This is a genomic window from Acinetobacter sp. Res13-Abat-PEC15-P4-01 (genome assembly GCF_015676285.1).
GTDB classification, from domain to species: Bacteria; Pseudomonadota; Gammaproteobacteria; order Pseudomonadales; family Moraxellaceae; genus Acinetobacter; species Acinetobacter nematophilus.
On sequence record NZ_JADAIN010000038.1, the window covers coordinates 35,892 to 55,951 of the forward strand.

17 protein-coding genes and 1 pseudogene are annotated in these 20,060 nt (G+C 38.5%); 13 read left to right on the forward strand and 5 right to left on the reverse strand.

Features of this window, described 5'->3' with window-relative positions; all coding sequences use genetic code 11:
* The first annotated feature begins 334 nt into the window (after positions 1 to 334).
* The 11 genes and pseudogenes from IMO47_RS14290 to IMO47_RS14340 all read left to right on the forward strand — a co-directional run bounded on the left by IMO47_RS14290 (position 335) and on the right by IMO47_RS14340 (position 13,769).
* Complete coding sequence (locus IMO47_RS14290) at positions 335 to 1,627, forward strand: serine hydrolase (protein ID WP_196076752.1); 1,293 nt, start codon at positions 335 to 337, stop codon at positions 1,625 to 1,627.
* A 480-nt stretch (positions 1,628 to 2,107) separates the two neighbouring features.
* Positions 2,108 to 2,320 carry a hypothetical protein gene (locus IMO47_RS14295; protein ID WP_196076753.1) on the forward strand — a complete coding sequence of 71 codons (213 nt, stop codon included), beginning with the start codon at positions 2,108 to 2,110 and terminating at the stop codon, positions 2,318 to 2,320.
* A 333-nt stretch (positions 2,321 to 2,653) separates the two neighbouring features.
* A complete protein-coding gene (locus IMO47_RS14300; protein ID WP_196076755.1) occupies positions 2,654 to 3,268 on the forward strand; it encodes a MarC family protein in 615 nt (204 codons plus the stop codon).
* 339 nt (positions 3,269 to 3,607) lie between these two features.
* Positions 3,608 to 5,197 carry a peptide chain release factor 3 gene (locus tag IMO47_RS14305; RefSeq protein ID WP_196076756.1) on the forward strand — a complete coding sequence of 530 codons (1,590 nt, stop codon included), beginning with the start codon at positions 3,608 to 3,610 and terminating at the stop codon, positions 5,195 to 5,197.
* Between the two features lie 140 nt (positions 5,198 to 5,337).
* On the forward strand, positions 5,338 to 6,105 hold the full coding sequence (locus IMO47_RS14310; RefSeq protein WP_196076766.1) for a hypothetical protein: 768 nt from the start codon (positions 5,338 to 5,340) through the stop codon (positions 6,103 to 6,105).
* A 262-nt stretch (positions 6,106 to 6,367) separates the two neighbouring features.
* Positions 6,368 to 7,336, forward strand: a complete 969-nt coding sequence (locus IMO47_RS14315; RefSeq protein WP_196076758.1) for an RsiV family protein — start codon at positions 6,368 to 6,370, stop codon at positions 7,334 to 7,336.
* Positions 7,336 to 8,160, forward strand: a complete 825-nt coding sequence (locus IMO47_RS14320; protein WP_196076759.1) for a TatD family hydrolase — start codon at positions 7,336 to 7,338, stop codon at positions 8,158 to 8,160. Before IMO47_RS14315 ends, IMO47_RS14320 begins: the two co-directional genes overlap by 1 nt.
* Before the next feature lie 212 nt (positions 8,161 to 8,372).
* Complete coding sequence (acnA, locus tag IMO47_RS14325) at positions 8,373 to 11,129, forward strand: aconitate hydratase AcnA (RefSeq protein WP_196076761.1); 2,757 nt, start codon at positions 8,373 to 8,375, stop codon at positions 11,127 to 11,129.
* 135 nt (positions 11,130 to 11,264) lie between these two features.
* Positions 11,265 to 12,035 carry a tRNA threonylcarbamoyladenosine dehydratase gene (locus IMO47_RS14330; RefSeq protein WP_196076762.1) on the forward strand — a complete coding sequence of 257 codons (771 nt, stop codon included), beginning with the start codon at positions 11,265 to 11,267 and terminating at the stop codon, positions 12,033 to 12,035.
* 98 nt (positions 12,036 to 12,133) lie between these two features.
* Positions 12,134 to 13,235, forward strand: a pseudogene (locus tag IMO47_RS14335) (DUF695 domain-containing protein).
* 81 nt (positions 13,236 to 13,316) lie between these two features.
* Positions 13,317 to 13,769: a hypothetical protein gene (locus IMO47_RS14340; RefSeq protein ID WP_242052670.1), complete on the forward strand. Its 453-nt coding sequence runs from the start codon at positions 13,317 to 13,319 to the stop codon at positions 13,767 to 13,769.
* Positions 13,770 to 13,989: 220 nt separating this feature from the next.
* On the opposite strand, the gene IMO47_RS14345 is transcribed toward IMO47_RS14340, so the two are convergent.
* Positions 13,990 to 14,127: a hypothetical protein gene (locus tag IMO47_RS14345; protein WP_196076763.1), complete on the reverse strand. Its 138-nt coding sequence runs from the start codon at positions 14,125 to 14,127 to the stop codon at positions 13,990 to 13,992.
* A gap of 102 nt (positions 14,128 to 14,229) precedes the next feature.
* Here IMO47_RS14345 and IMO47_RS14350 point away from each other — a divergent pair, with 102 nt between their 5' ends.
* Positions 14,230 to 15,120, forward strand: a complete 891-nt coding sequence (locus IMO47_RS14350) for a LysR family transcriptional regulator (RefSeq protein WP_196076764.1) — start codon at positions 14,230 to 14,232, stop codon at positions 15,118 to 15,120.
* A 79-nt stretch (positions 15,121 to 15,199) separates the two neighbouring features.
* Here the strand turns inward: IMO47_RS14350 and dusA are convergent, their stop codons facing one another.
* Positions 15,200 to 16,216: a tRNA dihydrouridine(20/20a) synthase DusA gene (dusA, locus tag IMO47_RS14355; protein WP_196076765.1), complete on the reverse strand. Its 1,017-nt coding sequence runs from the start codon at positions 16,214 to 16,216 to the stop codon at positions 15,200 to 15,202.
* A 133-nt stretch (positions 16,217 to 16,349) separates the two neighbouring features.
* Here dusA and IMO47_RS14360 point away from each other — a divergent pair, with 133 nt between their 5' ends.
* Positions 16,350 to 17,498: a tyrosine-type recombinase/integrase gene (locus tag IMO47_RS14360; protein ID WP_190977853.1), complete on the forward strand. Its 1,149-nt coding sequence runs from the start codon at positions 16,350 to 16,352 to the stop codon at positions 17,496 to 17,498.
* On the opposite strand, the gene IMO47_RS14365 is transcribed toward IMO47_RS14360, so the two are convergent.
* From IMO47_RS14365 to IMO47_RS14375, 3 genes are read right to left on the reverse strand one after another with little or no spacing between them, the layout of a single operon-like run.
* Positions 17,482 to 17,757 (reverse strand): pyocin activator PrtN family protein, encoded by a 276-nt coding sequence (locus tag IMO47_RS14365; RefSeq protein WP_190977854.1) that lies wholly within the window; start codon positions 17,755 to 17,757, stop codon positions 17,482 to 17,484. The genes IMO47_RS14360 and IMO47_RS14365 overlap by 17 nt on opposite strands.
* Before the next feature lie 5 nt (positions 17,758 to 17,762).
* Complete coding sequence (locus IMO47_RS14370) at positions 17,763 to 18,752, reverse strand: hypothetical protein (protein WP_190977855.1); 990 nt, start codon at positions 18,750 to 18,752, stop codon at positions 17,763 to 17,765.
* A 27-nt stretch (positions 18,753 to 18,779) separates the two neighbouring features.
* Complete coding sequence (locus IMO47_RS14375) at positions 18,780 to 19,985, reverse strand: inovirus-type Gp2 protein (protein WP_190977856.1); 1,206 nt, start codon at positions 19,983 to 19,985, stop codon at positions 18,780 to 18,782.
* Positions 19,986 to 20,060: the final 75 nt, after the last annotated feature.

Here is a 20,060-nt window from a genome sequence, read left to right on the forward strand (position 1 = left end):
AAAAGATATCATTTCAATAAATATTTGTTCATTTAGCAGAGTACCGATCAAAGTAATACTATTAATTCGGCAGTATCGACTATTCATCAAAAAATATAGATATTTTTAGAAAAAGTTTAAAGTTTTGATTGAAGTTAGCTATTTTTTAGACTCTTTGCAGTCAGACCATTAAGCTTGGTATGAAATTATCAGTTTGGGTAAATAATATTTCAAGAAAAACGACTTGGAAAATGCATTTATAAATATCAATAATAACCATGAGAATAAATGAGTGTACACATAAATAAAAATATCATCCAATATTCACATAATTAACTGCGTATTAGGGAATGATATGCTGACTTGTCATGTAAAAAAAACCTTATTGGGGCTAGTGTGCCTGTGTCTTTTTAATGGTTCGGCATTTTCGGAGATTCATCAGAATGATAAGTTGGAAAGCCCTCGACAGAAACTCGATGTAAATTTGAACAATGTATTTGCACCTGAAAAAAATCGCTATTCATTTTTACATATGCAGGAATTCTTACCGACAAGTACAATATGGACGGGAAATAAATCGATCTCGGAATTTAAATATGCTTCACAGCAATTAAACAATATCCCATTTCGCTTTATAAAACCGTCTACAAAACAGTCTGTGGAAACCAATCTGGAAAAGATGTTGGTTGATACCAATACGGATGGTTTTGTTGTCTTAAAAAATGGAAAAATTGTTGTTGAAAGATATCTAAATGGTCAAGATGCATCTACACGCCACCAAATGATGTCTGTCAGTAAGTCTATTTTTGGTTCTTTGACCGCAATGTTGATTGCAGAGGGAAAATTAAAAAGAAATGCAAAAGTAGCTGAATATATTCCAGAACTGAAAGATTCGGCATTTGGTGATGCAAGTGTTGATCAAGTGATGAATATGACGGTTGGGGTAAAATATTCAGAGGATTATTTATCTCCTCATTCAGAAATTGCTCAATACATTAAAAACCTGGGGTTAATGCCAGAACATGATGTATATAACAGTAAATTAGGCATACGAAATTTTTTACCTACCCTTAAAAAAGAAAAAGAGCATGGTACTACATTTCATTATGTTACTCCGATTAGTGATGTCATGTGCTGGTTAGCTGAACGTGCGTCAGGTATGACACCAACAGAATTGCTTGAAAAAAGCATTTGGCAAAAAATGGGGATGGAGCGTGATGCTTATGTTCTCGTTGATCCACAAGGAATAGCCAGTTGTGGTGGTGGGGTAAATGCAACAACTCGGGATATGGCTCGTTTTGGGCAAATGATCTTACAAAAAGGTCAATTCAATGGTCAGCAAATTTTACCTACTGAAGTCGTTGAGCGAATTGCTCAAGGTGGAGATGCAAAAGCCTATGCAAACAGTATGTATGCAAAAGAAGCCGTAACACCGAAAGGATCTAGTTATGTGGATCAATTTTGGTTTTTCAATAATCCTGAAAAGTCATTTAGCGCATGGGGAATAAATGGACAATGGATTTATGTCGACCCTAAACACAATGTCGTGATAGTGAAGCAATCGAGCCTGGATTTACCTGAGGATCATGATATTGAAGCCTATACGCTTGCGGCTTTTAGTGCGATAGCTGCTTCACTCGATAAATAAAATACAACCAGACGCAAGTGCAATTAAACAAGAACAGCACTTGCGTTATCATCATAAGCTATTGTCTTTAATCAAGGATGGTTAATTATGAAAATTACCCACTCATCTTCTGCTTGTTGAGTATCGATTCATCTACACAAATTTATGCAGCGAGTATGAATTAGTCTGGTCAATCTATTTTAGCATTTTTAGAAGATGGGCATTATGCAGAGGCAAGTATTACAGCTGTCTCTCCAGATATCTCGGGAAAAATTAGAAATAGACCTAATTTAGTCGCATCAGGAAGTTCTGATCTAGATACGGGCGACATGATAAAAGATATTCAATATTACAGTGCTGCCTTGAAGTTTCAGCTTTCACCTAAGGTCCCATTTGGTCTTCTTTATGACCAGCCTTTTGGTGCGAATACAGAATATCCTGTGAAAGTGAATAATACTTTTTTGGCTACTCAATATACCTTTGTTGGGACCAAAGCGAACGTTGAAACCCAAAAACATTACGACAATCATTGGTTTTCAACCGAACAAATATTTTCTTTCTGCAGGTCTTCGATATATAGGGTTTGGTGATGCTGTCGCACAAGATGGCAGATACTTTCTCCCTATGGAAGGGATCTCACAAATCGCAGAACAAGTTGATTTTAAAGGCAATACCGCGATGGTGTATGGGCTAAAAATCGGTTATAAATGTTGATCCATGTTCAGGTATAACAACATTTCATGATATAAATATGGACAGACTTTTCTCCCTTAGATGTTTATCCTGCATAATTTTTATTTTTAGTACATTCAGTCTGAAAATTGAAGATCATTTGATAAGATTTAATTGTTTACTTCAAGTTTACAGACTTTGATTGACCTAAATGAGTAGCCATATAGTTACATATTTTATGATTTTATATCCAGTAAAGTTATTTATATCCAACAATTTTACAATTCTAAATAACGAGTTCGACAAAATGAGTGAAGAACTGACATTACACTTTATTCATCCCTATATTTTTTAATTGATTAATGGAAAGTTCCTATGTTTTCAAACTATATCCATTCTTTTGCTTTATTTTTTTCTCTGCTCAATCCATTTTTAATGAGCATTTATATGATTGGGATGATTCGTCATACTGAAACTAAAATTTTCAACAAGAGTTTAGCTCAGGGTGCACTGATTGCTTATGTCGTATTTTTGCTTTTCGCATGGGGTGGAGAAGCCATCTTTAGTACGTATTTAAATGTCCGTTTCGAGTCATTTCAAATTTTTGGTGGACTTATTTTCTTGGTGATTGGCTATCGTTTTGTCTTTCAAGGTGCTGATACAATTGGCGAGATGAGAGGAACACCCGCACACTTGGCCAGTACCATGGCGATGCCGTTTATGATTGGTCCAGGCACAATTAGTGCGGCTGTTGTAACGGGTGTCAGTATGTCTTTCCTCGAGTCGGCACTCTTGATTGCATTCACTTTATTTATCAGTTGCGGGATTTTAATGATCATGAAATTCGGTCATGATCATTTACGTTACAGTCATGCCAAATATATTGACCGCTATTTTGATATTGTTGGGCGTTTATCGGCGCTTTTAATTGGAACCATTGCGATTGACATGATTGCAAATGGAATCATAGGATTGATTAATAAATACTGATTTTCAATGTGAATCCAATCAAAAAAAATTTATATTTCAGTATTGTTCGTTCTATTTTTCTTTCCATGAAGGAGATGGATGCAGGCTTTAGCTATCTTGTTTAGGACGAGATAAGTTGTACCAAGCAAGGATCTTTATGAGATGGCGAGTCCATTGTCGAATTTCATTTTCCATGTATGACTTCTTCAAGAACAGACTACAGATGATTAAGACTGATCAACAAGCGTTAAAATAGAGATGAAATCTGCTACAATCCACACAATTTCAAATTCCAACTTTTTCAGTTCAAGTACATATTTATCAATGTGTACATAACTGTGCACATATTGTAGATTTTTTATGTTTAAAGATCAGTTAGCTACAGAAGTAGCAGCGCGTAGGACTTTCGCGATTATTTCCCACCCCGATGCTGGTAAAACCACAATGACAGAAAAACTGTTGCTATGGGGTAAAGCAATTCAGGTTGCGGGAATGGTAAAAAGTCGTAAATCAGATCGTGCCGCGACATCTGACTGGATGGAAATGGAAAAAGAACGTGGGATTTCGATCACTACGTCTGTAATGCAGTTTCCCTATAAAAAACATGTCATTAATTTGCTCGATACGCCAGGACATGAAGACTTCTCGGAAGATACATACCGTACTTTAACTGCGGTTGACTCGGCGTTGATGGTGATTGATGGGGCAAAGGGTGTCGAAGAACGTACCATTAAATTGATGGAAGTGTGTCGTATGCGCGACACCCCGATTATTTCATTCGTCAACAAAATGGACCGTGAAATTCGTGAGCCATTAGAGTTGCTTGATGAAATTGAAAATGTGCTTAAAATCCGTTGTGTACCAATCACTTGGCCACTGGGTATGGGGCGTGATTTTGCAGGTGTATATAACATTCTTGAAGATAAGCTTTATCTTTACAAGGCAGGCTTTGGTTCAACCATTACAGATATTGAAGTGCGTGATGGTTATGACTATCCAGATATCCGTGACAAAGTGGGTGACTTGGCATTTGCGTCTTTTGAAGAATCATTGGAACTGGTCAAAATGGCCAATGATCCGCTTGATCCGGCAGAATTCTTGGCAGGACGACAAACACCGGTATTGTTTGGTACAGCTTTAGGAAACTTTGCCGTTGATCATGTGCTTGATGCATTTATCCAATGGGCACCGGAACCGAAAGCACATCCAACACATGAACGTACTGTTGAAGCCACTGAAGAAGGCTTCAGTGGCTTTGTTTTCAAAATTCAAGCCAATATGGATCCGAAGCATCGTGACCGTATTGCCTTTATGCGAATCTGTTCAGGCAAGTATGAAAAAGGTTTGAAAATGAATCATGTACGTATTGGTAAAGATGTACGTATCAGTGATGCATTAACTTTTCTTGCCGGCGAACGAGAGCAACTGGAAGAAGCGTGGCCGGGTGATATTATTGGTCTGCATAACCACGGTACGATTCAAATTGGAGATACCTTTACCTCAGGTGAAAATCTTCATTTCACAGGTATTCCGCACTTTGCACCAGAAATGTTCCGCCGTGTACGTCTCAAAGATCCTTTGAAATCTAAACAGCTGCAAAAAGGTTTGAAAGAGCTTTCTGAAGAAGGTGCGACACAGGTATTCATGCCCCAAATTAACAATGATTTAATTGTAGGCGCAGTAGGGGTGCTTCAATTTGATGTGGTTGCATACCGCTTGAAAGAAGAATACAAAGTGGATTGTATTTATGAGCCTGTGAATATCAATACTGTGCGCTGGGTATCTTGTGATGATGAAAAGAAATTCAATGAATTCAAGAAAAAAGCGCATGACCAGCTTTCAGTCGATGGTGGTGGTCATTTAACTTATCTTGCACCGAGCCGAGTGAATTTACAGCTGATGCAAGAGCGTTATCCTGATATTCAGTTCCGTGCGACGCGTGAACATTAAGTTTTGCTAACTTATTGCAAAATGTAAAAACAGCTTCCTAGTGAAGCTGTTTTTGTATCAAAATACAGTGCTTTTTGTCCAAAGGGATTTATACGGTGCAATATTCAAAAAAAATAATCACGGTGTTTTGTTTGAGTACTTTGGTTTTGGTGGCATGTGATTCAAAAAAAGATCAAGATAAAGATGGTTCAGTATTACAACCCAAACAACAAGCCGCAGAAGTTTTACCTTATTTAAATATTCAAGAAAGCAAAGCGGATTATGCATTGCCATTTTGCGAGAAAAAGAACTGCATTGAAATCGACATCCAAACCATTAAAACTCAAGATGCTTGGCTCAACCAATGGATCAGTAATAATCAGGCGAATGTGATTCAAGCGCAAATTGATTTAAAGCAGAGCATGACTTTACAGCAAGCAATTAATGCTTTTGTCAAAAAGTCAGATGCGTGGCAAGAAGAATTTCCAAAAAACAAAGCATTTGAATTACATATGCAAACCCGAATGGCATCACAACGTAATCAATATGTTTTACTTCAAGTCTCGGTCAACTCATTGCAAGCGGATGTCAGTATTCAGGAACGTCAATACTTTTTCGTCGCAGATCGTAAATTGAAAAAAAGTTTGAGCATTTTGGATGTGATTCAATCCAATCAACAAAATCAGTTGAATGCTTGGGTACAAGAAAAATATGCAGCATGGTTGGAAAAACAAAATTCCGATGTAAAAAAACATGCACCTAAAAAACTCTATTGGGGACAAGCAGATTGGTTTTTTGATGGAGAAGGTGTAGGTTTACACTATCGCGCCAATGAAATTGTAGAAGATGCAACTCAGCTGGATATTTATTTAAGTAAAGAACAAACGCAAAAAATACTTAAAGCAGAAGTATTTCAACATATGTTCTAATCTTGATGCCTGCAAAGCTGATCAGTAAAACTAAATTTTATCGACTATTCCATGATGTTGAATTGTCGATGAGGCGAACTTTCCTTTGAGTTTGTATACAGCATTGATGACCGGGTTTGAACATTAAATCAGCACATTGATAATGATAATAACGCTTCAATTTTCATACAAATTTTGATTGAGGATTGATACAGAGAAGAATAGGCTATCCCTTAGAGATATTGAAAAAATCTGAGCTTGGATTGTTGGATAGGTTTGTGAAATGTTGAATCAAAAAAATACCTTAGCACTTTCAATTTTGTTAATCACCTTGGGATTAGCAGCGTGTCAAAAACCAGACTCTAAAAAAGTAGAGCCAACAGTAGATGAAGCTGCTGCATCACAAGTCGCAGATACTTCACTGCTGTTACAAGGCGATAGAGAGAAATTAAAACTGAGTTTACCTGAGTGTGATGGAAAAACATGTCCTGAATTTTCAATTGAAAGACTGCAAAGTAACCAGCCTTTTGTAGATCGAGTGATTGACCAAGCAATTTTGGATAATCTCGATAAAATGTTGGATATTGCACAGTTGAGTAAAAAAGTTGCCGATCAACAGCAAGCCAGTTCACAAGCTTCAGCCAGTGAAGTAAATGTAGATAAAACAGCGACTCAGCAATTGCAAGATCGTGTTCAACCGTATGCAAACTCATTCTTGGCACTGGATAAAGAACTTAAGACATTGGGTGCAAGTGGTCAGATCACGATTAGTTTAAGTCCTAAAATATTGAATTCGGACAAGCCTTTAGCAACGGTTGTATTAAATAGCAGTAGCTACTTGGGGGGAGCACATGGATCATCTGCACAAACTTATTTTAATTTTGATTTGCTGACCAAGAAACAGGTTCAACTGGATCAAATTATTGAAACAAAGCAAAAAGCTAAATTTGAACAATTGGCACATGATGCGTTCAAAGCTTGGGTTGTTGATTCAAAACTTGCGGATAATGTGAGCGAGTATGAGCAAGTTTGGAAATTTCAATTATCCAATAATTTTTATCTGGGCAAACAAGGTTTGATTTTGCAGTATGGTGAATATGATATTGGTCCATATGTGGTGGGTTTACCTCGTTTAACCATTCCTTATGATCAATTAAACGGGATATTAAAACCGCAATATTTCCCGGCACAAATGCAGGTAGATCAACCGAATAGTTCTGCGCCGGCGGCTGACAGCAAAGCGAAATCATAATGTCATTGAGACTGTTTGATACCCATACGCATTTCGATGTTCCGGATTTTGATCAGGACCGGGAGACGTTGGCATATCAAGCAAAATTGGCTGGGGTTGAACATCTGGTTTTAATCGGGTTTTTAAAATCACGTTTTCAAGAATTGATTCATACTCATTACATACTGAACCAGTTAGAACAGGCACCGCGCAGCCATTTGGCACCGGGTTTGCATCCTTTCTATATTGAGCAGCATGATTCAGCACATCTCGATGCACTCGAACAGATTCTCCAAACAGAACAGTGTATCGCTGTTGGAGAAATCGGTTTAGATACTTTTTTGAGACAACATAAACAGCCTGAAATTTTGGCAAAGCAAAAGGCATTCTTTTCAGCGCAGATTGAACTTGCTCAACAGTTTGATCTGCCGATTCTTTTGCATATCCGTAAATCTCATGCCGATGTTCTGACGATGTTGAAACAACATCAGTTTCGAAATGGGGGAATTGCACATGCTTTCAGTGGTGGTGTAGAAGAAGCCAAAGCATTGATCAAGTTGGGATTTAAAATTGGGATCACAGGACAGATTACTCAGCCAAATGCCAAAAAACTCCATGCTGTGGTACAGGCAGTGGGAGCAGAACATCTCGTTCTAGAAACAGACTGTCCAGACATGACGCCTTTGTGCTGTCAGACATCTACACAACACCGAACACGTAATACGCCTGTCAATTTACCCTATGTTCTGCAAGGTTTGGCAGAAAGCTTAAACATGGAACTTTCGTTATTGGCAGATATTCTATGGAACAACTCCATGACATGTTTGAGGATGAATGAGGTTTGATAAGGACTTAAGTCCGCAATGACTTGGCATATGTTTGCTGAAAATATCTTGAGTAAATGGATCACCATACGTCACTGGACGTAGCCTAGCATCTCACTCAATTGAATAAAAATAACCAATTCACAACACCTAAAATAAATATTTGTCTTAGATTGAAAGAAGTACTCCAAGTAGCTCAATAAGAAATTAACGCCAAGCTGGAGGTTAACTCAATGGCAAAGTATGGTCGTATAAATAGTTTGAATTCTCTACACAACTTAAATGTTGGGAATGCAACATATAAAATTTTTAGTTTGAAACAAGCCCAATCTGAATTAGGTGATATTTCAAAACTGCCGAAATCACTCAAAGTACTGTTGGAAAATTTACTGAGATTTGAAGATGATCTCACGGTAAAGCGAAGTGACATTCAGGCTATTGTCGATTGGCAGAAAGATAAAACTTCAGATCAAGAAATCCAGTATCGACCAGCACGGGTCTTGATGCAGGACTTTACCGGAGTTCCAGCAGTTGTTGACTTGGCTGCGATGCGTGCTGCTGTTCAGGCTGCCCATAAAGATCCCAATTTAATTAATCCTTTATCACCTGTTGATTTGGTGATTGACCATTCGGTCATGGTAGATCATTTTGGGACAGACCAAGCCTTTGAAGAAAATGTTGAAATTGAAATGCAGCGTAATGGTGAACGTTATCAATTTTTGCGTTGGGGGCAATCATCCTTTGATAATTTTAGCGTTGTCCCACCGGGTACGGGGATCTGTCATCAGGTTAATCTAGAGTATCTGGCACAGGCTGTATGGTTAGGTGAAAGTGACGGAGAACAGTATGCTTTTCCGGACACCTTGGTGGGGACTGACTCACATACCACCATGATCAATGGTTTAGGTGTTCTGGGTTGGGGCGTTGGAGGTATTGAAGCCGAAGCCGCAATGTTGGGTCAACCGATTTCGATGCTGATTCCTGAAGTGATTGGTTTTAAATTAACAGGCAAATTACGTGAGGGAATCACAGCAACTGACCTAGTACTGACCATCACTCAAATGCTGCGTAAAAAAGGTGTAGTCGGGAAATTTGTTGAATTTTATGGTGATGGGCTTGCAGATTTACCATTGGCAGACCGCGCAACCATTGCCAATATGGCGCCTGAATATGGGGCAACTTGTGGCTTTTTCCCTATCGATGAAATCACGCTTGGCTATTTACGCTTGACGGGTCGTCAAGATGATCGTATTGCACTGGTTGAAGCCTACTGTAAAGAACAAGGGTTATGGCGCAATGCAGGAGATGAGCCTGTATTTACCGATACTTTGGCATTGGATATGAATACGGTTGAAGCCAGTGTTGCAGGACCAAAGCGCCCACAAGACCGTGTGGTATTGGCTGATATTCCAAAGACCTTTAGTGCACTGATGGAATTAGATCTTAAACCCGCCAAAATTGAGAAAGAACGCTTGGTGAATGAAGGGGGGGCTGGCGCAGCCATCGATTCTAAACAGTCTGCATTACAAAATGAAGAACCGCATTGTGTCATTGATGGTCAACGGTATCCATTGACCGATGGTGATGTGGTTATTTCTGCAATTACTTCATGTACCAATACATCGAATCCAAGTGTAATGCTGGCAGCGGGCTTATTGGCAAAAAAAGCCATAGAAAAAGGCTTACAGCGTAAGCCGTGGGTCAAAAGTTCTTTAGCACCGGGTTCCAAAGTCGTTACGGATTATTTAGAAGCAGCAGGATTACTGTCTTATCTGGATCAATTGGGCTATAACCTTGTGGGTTATGGCTGTACCACCTGCATTGGTAACTCTGGACCATTGCCTCAGCCTATAGAAGATGCGATTCAGTGCTATGACCTGAATGTCGCATCGGTACTTTCAGGAAACCGAAATTTTGAAGGCCGTGTACATCCTCTGGTAAAAACCAATTGGTTGGCTTCTCCACCGTTGGTGGTTGCCTTCGGATTATTCGGTAACATACGTCATGATATTACCACTACAGCACTGGGCGTTGATTCACAGGGGCAGTCAGTCTATCTAAAAGATATTTGGCCGACACAGACAGAGATTGATGCTGTACTCCAAAAAGTGAATACACAGATGTTCCATAAAGAATATGCTGCGGTATTTGATGGCGATAAGAAATGGCAGGCGATTCAGATTCCTGACTCTGAAACTTATGAATGGGATGAACGATCGACTTATATCCGTCATCCACCGTTCTTTGAAGGAATTGATCAGCCGCCAAAACCGATTCAAGACATTCTCAATGCTAATATCTTGGCTGTTTTAGGCGACTCAGTCACCACAGACCATATCTCACCGGCAGGGAATATTAAAAAGGACAGTCCAGCGGGGCGTTATTTACAAGCGCAGGGCGTGGATCAAAAAGACTTCAACTCATATGGCTCACGCCGCGGGAATCATGAAGTGATGATGCGAGGCACATTCGCCAATATTCGTATCAAAAATGAAATGTTGAATGGTGAAGAAGGCGGCAACACGCTGTATATCCCAACCGGTGAAAAACTGGCGATCTATGATGCTGCTATGAAGTATCAGCAAGAAGCCACCCCACTGGTGATCATTGCCGGTAAAGAGTACGGTACGGGTTCTTCACGAGACTGGGCGGCGAAAGGCACCAATCTTTTGGGAGTAAAGGCGGTCATTACCGAAAGTTTTGAGCGAATTCATCGTTCAAATCTAGTAGGAATGGGGGTACTGCCCTTGCAGTTTGTCGATGGACAGACCCGCCAATCATTAAATTTAACCGGACATGAACAGCTGTCTATTTATGGTTTATCTGATGATATACAACCTCATCAAACTTTAGAGGTTGAGGTTAAACGTGCAGATGGATCACAAGATCGTTTCAAAGTGTTATGCCGTATTGATACATTGAATGAAGTGGAATACTTTAAAGCAGGCGGGATCTTGCATTATGTACTGCGTAATTTAATCGCATCTTAGTTAAGCTATTCCTCAGGTTTTATATCGGTTCTCCAAGCCCTGTATACAGTACAGGGCTTTTTTTATTGCGTCCATGCAAGACACATTGCTGATAAATGAGTAAAATAGTGCGGTATTTTAGAGTTGATGCCAAACATGACTGACCATTCTACTGATGATGAATATGAACGCCGTTTTGCCGGTGTTGCCAAGATTTATGGAGACGATGCGTTTAGTCATTATGAAAAAAGTCATGTGATGGTGATTGGGATCGGTGGAGTGGGTTCATGGGCTGTGGAAGCCTTAGCCAGAACGGGGGTGGGTGAACTCACCCTTGTTGATATGGATGCTGTTGCCGCTTCAAATATCAACCGTCAATTGCCCGCGATGAGTTCAACTCTAGGGATGGAAAAGATTGAAGTCATGGCTGAACGCTGCCGTTCAATCAATCCACGGATCAAGATCAATTTGATAGATGATTATCTAAGTCCTGAAAATATCAAGGAAATCTTAGAAAAGACACCTGATATTATTTTAGATTGTATCGACGATGTTAAAGCAAAGTTTGTACTGATGTTACATTGCCGTTTTAATAAAATCCCGTTGATTGTTTCCGGTGGAGCGGGTGGAAAACTGGACCCTTTAAAGATTCGTGTAGCTGATTTGTCTAAGACAGAGCAAGACCCGATGCTGGCAAAACTACGTAGCCAGTTACGTGCCAAAGGTATTTGTAAGAAACCCAAAGAAAAATTTGGTATTACCTGTATTTATTCAATAGATAATCCATTTTCTAGCGCAGACGTATGTGCCAGTGCAGGTCTGCGCTGTGGCGGTTATGGATCAGCTGTTGTCGTGACATCCAGTTTTGCAATGGTTGCGGTTGCAGAAGTATTAAAAAAATTGGACCGTCTACAACCTGAAAAGTAATGCTTAAGCTGTCTTAATTGTTGCTTCAGTACATTTAAAAAACAGATGAATTCGGTTAAATTAACCTGATTCATCAGCAATAAAAGAGAATAATCAAAATGAGTTTTTTTAAGAAATTGTTTGGAAAACAACAACAACAGATACAAAACAATCAAAACCGTTATGCTGAATTTTGGCAATGGTTTCAGCAGCATCAACAGCATTTTCATCGAGTGGTTGATGAAATGAATCAAGACACCATTCAAAAAGATTTCTTTGATCAATTGTCTCCTGAATTGGAAAAGGTTCATGCTGGGATTTTTTTCCTAACAGGAATGTTCGATCAAGAGACTGCTGAGCTGATCTTGACGCCAGATGGTGTGATTTCCAATATTATCTTTGTTGGTGGCTGCTGCCCCTGAAATTGCAGGTTGGAAATTTACCGCACTGAAACCTGCCAGCGATATTCACCAGACCAGTATTGCTATGCACGGTCATGAATTTAGTCAAGAAACTTTATCTTTTTATCTGAGAGATCATGATGGATACCCTGATGAAATTGACCTCGTTGTCGTGCATGATCAATATAATGAAGAGCAAAAAGCCGAGTTTTTACAAGCAGTTTATATTTTTTTAGACAATTATTTAGGCGAATACGATTCAATCACTAAATTGGATCAGGTTTCAATACGCTGTCGACAGGATGCTGAAAAAGAATTGATGCCGATGGAGAGTTTAAAAAATATTTTAATTTTAAAAACGAGTGAAATTTCTCGTTTAGACAAAGTTATCCGAACGAATACAGATGAAGATGAATATATCAGCCTGCAAGGGGAAACGAATGAGGGCTTACCCCTGATTGCAGTTTTAAACAGTACTTTGCTGGATTGGGATCAAAAAGCGTCGCATCCATGGATGATGATTATTGAAATCACCTATGATGGTCAAAACTCGAGCGGTATGCCGCCTTCAAAACAATATGAACAACTTGAACATATAGAACAAGCATTATTGGCTGAGCTAAAAGACGTTGATGGTTATTTAAATATTGGTCGTGAAACTGGAAATCATTTAAGAACCATGTATTTTGCCGCTAAGGATTTTCGAAAACCGTCCAAAGTAATTGATCAAATTATTGAAAAATATAGCAACGATTTTGAAATTGAGGTCAGTATCTTTAAGGATAAATATTGGCGCTGCCTAAATAAATTTGGTCGATAGATTCGGAACTTATCTGATGCCATTCGAATCACAGTAGATTTAGCTTCAATTGATATATGGATATTGAATAAACATGTTTCTATGGGGAATCGTTTACACTTTAATCTTAGCCCGCTCATATTGTTCATTTTGATTGTAGTTGGAGTGGGTTACGGTTGTTATTCAACGGTTCGCCACGTTCAAGCAGTCAATCAATTGAATGAAGCACGAAAAGCCTTGAGTGATATAAGAACCGTGCTGATTTGGTCAAGTACCCAATATCCTCATAATGCGATAAAGACATGTAACTTTAAGAATATACAGCAAGCCAGTGCACAAGCCGAGTTTCAAAAAATAAACCAATTATTCGACTGGAAGGTGAGTATTCAACAGCAGACACAATATCTTGAACGTATTAAAGTCTTTGCACTAAATGACTTACAGACATGTATGATCAAAGTCTATTTTAAACATAATCATTCTGTCAGTGATGATCTTGCTGGCAGATATATTGCCTATCAATATGACCTAAAAAAAATAAAACCGAATGTTTGACCAATATAGAAAAATATTCTCTCGTAAAATTCCGTACCCGTTTATAAAGCAGCATTCCTAATACGAAACTACCTGAATAGCCATCAATGTGGTTTATCCCTCTAAGTTGAATGAGATCAGTTCGGAATGCTGTTCAGCCTATAGCGGGTTTATTTTTAATACATGATTGTGGTTAAAAAAACCAGCCCTTGTTGTTACTCGTTCAATGTGCCAGATCTGTTCAATCCTGCGACTCAATAAACGTTGATTGTTTAATCTCTTTTCCTGTTTGCTGAGTGATGAAACGGTCATAGCAACTCAATAAAAGAAACGCACCAATGATACTGATAAAAATCAAGATTTGTTTAGAGATACTCATTGCCTTTCTTCCTGGACGCTTACTTTTAAATTCAGTCTAGTGAAGTTTGTTGATCTAATCTAATATAGAAAAAAGAATGATTGATCTAATATTGAGATGAATATGGCAACACTCAAACAATTCCATTATCTGATTAAAATTGTTGAAGAAGGTGGATTTATTGCTGCTGCAGAAAAGTTGTTTATTGCCCAATCTGCGTTAAGTCGGCAAATGAAGCTTTTGGAAGAAGAAGTTGGTTTCGAAATTTTAGATCGTGGTGATAAGAAAATAAAGCTGACCAAAGCAGGGCAGTTCTTTTATTCCCAAGTTAAAAATAACCTACTCAACTTAAATCATATTATTGAAAACGCTAAAGATATTGCTAAAGGGCAACACCGCCTAATTAAGATTGCGCATTCAAGTACCATTACGATGAGTTTGGAAAAAATACAGTTGTTTGATCATGTCGCCAGACATCACAATATTAATTTTGAAATCAATAATATGTCTTCTGAAGATCAAGTGCTTGAATTGATAAAAGGTAACATTGATATTGGATTTTTTCGTCCCCCTATTTTAAATAGTTTGGATGGCTTAATCGTCACTCAATTATATGATGAACCCTTATATGTTGCTGTCCATCAACACCACCCTGTAGCGGAAAAAAGCACAGTTAAAATTCAGCAATTAAGACATGAAACCTTTGTATCAACGCCTCATGCAGAACGAGGTGGGCTGAGTTATCTGGTTGCTAATATTTGCCTGAGTGCAGGTTTTGCACCTCGGAAAGCCAGAATTCAATCTCGAAAAGTGTCGCAACTGCAATTGGTTGCAGCAAACATAGGTATCTGTATCGTTCCTGCCGAATTCAAAAATATATTACCAGAGCAGGTTAGATTGATTGCTTTGGATGTTGAGCATGCACGCTCTGATGTCTTTATGGCATGGAACAGTCATGCGGATGATGCAGTAGTGAAATGCGCAAAAGAATTAGCGATATGCTTTCAACATTGAACCTCGATAAAAAACGATAGGCTGTAAATGCATATCGTTTTTTTTTGACTGAGTCTGTTGGCTATTGAGATCAGTGAATTTAAACAGACTGTTCTCGAATATAATCTTCAGTTCGTTTCATTGCTTCTTTAATATTCACAATAGCAGTTTCGACATCGGCAAAAGTTTTGGCATTGCCACCACTTAAAGCTTGACGCCATTTACGTGCACCTGGCAGGTTTTGAAATAATCCAAGAATGTGACGAGTAATAATCGACAGTGGTGCACCCTCCTGCATCCGTTGAGCAATATAAGGCAACATTTGGTCGATAATCTCAAAACGATCAGGCAGATCTAAATTCCAAAGCTGTCCCAGTTCCGCTAATAGATAAGGATTATGATAAGCCTCACGACCGATCATGACGCCATCGACATGTTTTAAATGTGCTTGAGTTTCAGCAAAGGTTTTAACCCCACCATTGATTTCGATCAGCAACTCAGGGCGATCTTGCTTTAAGCGATAGACATCTTCATAACGCAGTGGAGGAATATCTCGGTTTTCTTTTGGAGATAAACCTTGTAGCAGAGCAATGCGGGCATGAACGATAAAATTATTGCATCCAGTTTTTGCAACAGTATCGACAAAATGCAGCATTTCTTCATAGGATTGCATGTCGTCAATGCCGATTCGATGTTTTACGGTGACTGGAATATCAACTGCGTGACGCATTTCAGCTATGCATTCAGCAACCAAATCCGGTTCAGCCATCAAACATGCACCAATTTTATTATTTTGCACACGGTCACTTGGGCAGCCCACATTTAAGTTGACTTCATCATAGCCCCAGTCTTGCGCCATCTTGGTACAAGTTGCGAGTTCTTTTGGGTTTGATCCGCCAAGTTGTAATACAATCGGATGCTCTTCATGGTTGTAATCCAAATGGCGATTTGCCCCACCATGGATAATAGCCCCTGTTGTGACCATTTCTGTGTATAGAATGATATTGGGATTAAATAAACGGGCAAAAAAACGATAGTCGCGAGTTGTCCAATCCATCATCGGTGCTACGCTGATTCTTGGATTACTAATGGCTTCAAGGTTTTTGTTAATAGTCATTTAAAATCATACCTTTAAATCTAGTATTTGAATCTGCGTAAACGCATGGTAACACTTGTGAATGTAGGTTTTGCTGTTTGCATTTACACCGAATCTTACACCATAATGGAAAAAATAGTTCATGGTGTAAATTATGGGGTCTGTTACAGCTAGAAAAGGTGCAGATGGTAGTGTGAGTTACCGTGCTGCTATCCGTATCAATCGAAAGGGATATCCTGTCTACTCTGAAAGCAAAACGTTCCATTCAAAGAAAATGGCGGAAAACTGGCTTAAGAAAAGAGAAGTTGAGATTCAAGAAAATCCAGACATTTTGTTAGGCAAAGAGCAACTTATAGACCTAACTTTGGCAGATGCCATTGATAAATATTTGGAAGAAGTTGGGAGCGAGTACGGAAGGACGAAACGCTATTCTCTACTCTTAATTAAGAAATTTCCGATAGCGCGCAATATTATCACAAAAATAAAATCAGTACATTTGGCTGATCATGTTGCATTGAGAAAAGCTGGGATTCCTCACATGGATTTAGATCCAATTGCAACAAGTACACAGCAACATGAGCTGCTTCATATTCGTGGTGTCTTGGCTCATGCCGCCGTGATGTGGGATATAGATATTGATTTAAATAGTTTTGATAAAGCTACCGCACAACTGAGAAAAACCCGCCAAATCTCTTCTAGTAAGAAGAGGGATAGATTGCCAACCAATGCGGAATTAATAGCTTTAACAAAGTATTTTGTCGAGCGCTGGAAAATGAATAGGTATGGAACGAAGTACCCGATGCATTTAGTTATCTGGTTTGCCATCTTTTCTTGTAGACGTGAAGCAGAATTAACCCGTTTAAGTTTAGATGATTATGATCAGCATCATTCATCTTGGAAAGTTCATGATTTGAAAAATCCTAATGGCTCGAAAGGAAACCACAAGACATTTGATGTCTTAGAACCCTGCAAAACGATGATTGAACTTTTAATGGATCATGAGGTTCGTAGCAGAATGCTTAAGTTAGGCCACAATGAAAATCTACTTTTACCTTTGAATCCGAAGAGTTTAGGCAAAGAGTTTCGTGAGGCTTGTAAGATGTTGGGAATTGAAGACTTGCGTTTTCACGATTTAAGGCATGAAGGATGTACTAGACTTGCAGAGCAAAGCTTTACTATTCCTGAAATTCAAAAAGTAAGTTTGCATGATTCTTGGAGCAGTTTGCAGCGTTATGTTTCTGTCAAAGCCAGAAGAGATGTTATGCAGTTGGAAGAGGTGCTACGCCTCATTGATGAAACGTAGCAAAGTCTTTTGAGGCTTCTGAATATTGTTTATCTAAAACATCAGCAAGATCATTAAGATGCACCAGAAAGGGTGCACGCTTGCTTTTATCTATTTTGAACACTGAGAAAGGAAACTCGCAATTATTTGCCTTTCTCAATGCTTCAGCTTTACTTAAATGAGGATAATAGTCACTGACTATTGTCATCAAGTCAACTGCCATAGAGCGATATTTCATGAATAAGTAATCAACTGTTTCTAGCTTAATTGCAGCTCCCATATTTACTATTCCTTTAGCTTTAATTGGTAGAAGTTGCCTGTGTAACTCTTCCATTCGAAACATATGCCATTTGCTTTATAGCTGTAAAACTCCAAGTGAGTGTGCAGTAAATCGAGCTTCTTTTTCCATTCTTTCAGAGCTAAGCCATTACCCATATAACAGTTTAGCGATGTGATACTTGGTTCTAGATAAAAGCTAGAATTTAAAAGTTCAGCTTTGACCATATCGACCCAAAGTGTTTTTAAATAAGGTTGATAGTCTTCTTCAGTTTCAACCAAATAAACCAGAATTTGGCCAATTATATTTCCGTGAATGCTTTTTATTACACGCCACTGTATATCACACAGCTTTTGATGGAAGACAGGAGCTGCATGGATATTTTTTAGATATGCTTTTAGAGCCTTAATAGCATTTTTCTCATTAGAACTTACAGGCTCCGTACTGAGTAAAGTAGGGTAGGTCCAAAGCGGTAGCTCAAGCTGATAGCAAGCCAGTTCTTGATTCTTGTTCAATAATTGGCTGAAATACTTTTTCTGTCGGTTGGTTTGTTCTCTGATTGGGGTCACTCTTTTAACTAGTCTTAGAGCACATTTGTTGTACGTAAGGGCAAATTTAATGCGAGTAACAGTGTTCAGGAAATATTCTGGACCTAAAAACATGTGATTTCCACAGAGAAATTGTTCATGCACAGGATTGGATACTTCTTCAAAAATTACTTGAATATAATGATTGAGCTCCAAAGACTGATCGATACTTAGGCGCAGCTGAGCGATGGAAGGTAGTAAATTGAAAAATGCTATACATTCTGAGCTTAGTTTCGTTTGTTTCTTATCCGTAAATGTCTTAAAAGAGTCTTGTTCCATGCGGATAAGAGCTTTCTGCACAGAGGTTAAAACTTCAACTTCGTTCTGATCAACTGAGTGATAAAAAGGGCTTAGTTTCAACTGTGGCATGTTGGACCAATTATTAGTTAAAAGAGTAATAGCTTGATTCATTGTGTATTCCTAAAGTATTCGTGAAGTTTAAATTTTTGCTGGACGTCCAAGGTTTTTGCGCGTACTACGTGTACGGCCAGTATCAAAAGTTTTTTTGTTCACAATACTCTTGTGCACAATGAACTGATCTTTCTTACAGAAATATCTAATAACTACATTCAACAAGCGATCAAATTTAATATGGTCATTCCGTTCTAACCGACCAACCACAATGTCTTTGTAATGCTTCAGATACTTTGTAGAATGACAATTGAAGTAGCAGTTTTTACCTCCAATCGTTTTATCCCACATTTCACCGATCATTTGAGCAAGCTTGATGTCATGACTGTGTTTTCTACCACATAGAAATATGATCAAATGGTAGTGGAATGATTTTGCAAAACCATATTCAAGCTTCCAGATATAGCCATTGAGTTTCAATAATCTACTTCTTCTCATTTTCTGGGTGAAACGATCAAAGTTATGCTTCAACTCGGGAACATCAATATTCTTGAGTTCTGGTGGAAGGCATAAATCCAAACGGATAACGACTAAGCGTCCATGATCACTTCGTAATTCAGAAAGATATTTTTCTGCGCTTTTAAAGTGATTGGAGGCACGCCTAACCCGTATTCGAATTGCTTCTTTGAAAACAGAGCCATGGATATTCTTATACACTTCAAAATTCATTTGATTAAGGATTTCAGCAATAGTAACTTGTTTGAAATTTCCGCTCTCGTCTTGGATTGTGATCTTTGCAGATGGTGCATTCCATAAATTTATCAGATCAAATCGGTAAGACCAGAACTTGCTCACAGCATCTATAACACAATTGTAATGTTCGCTTTTATAGTCGCCTTCACTAATATCTTCAGACATGAAGATTTGCTTGTAGTAATTACAAAGCGTTGAATCCGTAACAAAGAATCTTTGTGATGATGTCAGAGATTCGTGTTTGAAATACAAAAAACATTCATCTCTAGAGCTAATTCTTTGTGTGATCCATAAACAAACAAAATGTAAGTACATAGGCTTATCCTCAGGTAGTACCTGAGGAGAGCCTTTTTCCTGGTTATGTGTGAACAAGCTATCTTTTAAGGTTAAGGTGTGATGCTTATCCAAGATCTTTGAGGCATTACCATGATTAGCCTCAAAGATGTCTAGGTCTTCGTCTAAAGACACAATATTGGGTCTTTTCAAAGGAGTAATTGGTTTTCTTACTCTGTGATGAGTTGGATGGGCTAATACTCCCATGTAGGGTCTCCTTGTATATCTAATATTATTTAGATATAACTCATAGTTAATTGATGGTTGTTCTTATAAAGTATT

Bases quoted from the DNA above. Each gene is read 5' to 3' on its own strand.
- IMO47_RS14290 (WP_196076752.1), top strand. From the start codon at position 335: ATGCTGACTTGTCATGTAAAAAAAACCTTATTGGGGCTAGTGTGCCTG.
- IMO47_RS14300 (WP_196076755.1), top strand. From the start codon at position 2,654: ATGTTTTCAAACTATATCCATTCTTTTGCTTTATTTTTTTCTCTGCTC.
- IMO47_RS14305 (WP_196076756.1), top strand. From the start codon at position 3,608: ATGTTTAAAGATCAGTTAGCTACAGAAGTAGCAGCGCGTAGGACTTTC.
- IMO47_RS14315 (WP_196076758.1), top strand. From the start codon at position 6,368: ATGTTGAATCAAAAAAATACCTTAGCACTTTCAATTTTGTTAATCACC.
- IMO47_RS14320 (WP_196076759.1), top strand. From the start codon at position 7,336: ATGTCATTGAGACTGTTTGATACCCATACGCATTTCGATGTTCCGGAT.
- acnA (WP_196076761.1), top strand. From the start codon at position 8,373: ATGGCAAAGTATGGTCGTATAAATAGTTTGAATTCTCTACACAACTTA.
- IMO47_RS14330 (WP_196076762.1), top strand. From the start codon at position 11,265: ATGACTGACCATTCTACTGATGATGAATATGAACGCCGTTTTGCCGGT.
- IMO47_RS14340 (WP_242052670.1), top strand. From the start codon at position 13,317: ATGGGGAATCGTTTACACTTTAATCTTAGCCCGCTCATATTGTTCATT.
- IMO47_RS14345 (WP_196076763.1), bottom strand. From the start codon at position 14,127: ATGAGTATCTCTAAACAAATCTTGATTTTTATCAGTATCATTGGTGCG.
- IMO47_RS14350 (WP_196076764.1), top strand. From the start codon at position 14,230: ATGGCAACACTCAAACAATTCCATTATCTGATTAAAATTGTTGAAGAA.
- dusA (WP_196076765.1), bottom strand. From the start codon at position 16,216: ATGACTATTAACAAAAACCTTGAAGCCATTAGTAATCCAAGAATCAGC.
- IMO47_RS14360 (WP_190977853.1), top strand. From the start codon at position 16,350: ATGGGGTCTGTTACAGCTAGAAAAGGTGCAGATGGTAGTGTGAGTTAC.
- IMO47_RS14365 (WP_190977854.1), bottom strand. From the start codon at position 17,757: ATGGGAGCTGCAATTAAGCTAGAAACAGTTGATTACTTATTCATGAAA.
- IMO47_RS14370 (WP_190977855.1), bottom strand. From the start codon at position 18,752: ATGAATCAAGCTATTACTCTTTTAACTAATAATTGGTCCAACATGCCA.
- IMO47_RS14375 (WP_190977856.1), bottom strand. From the start codon at position 19,985: ATGGGAGTATTAGCCCATCCAACTCATCACAGAGTAAGAAAACCAATT.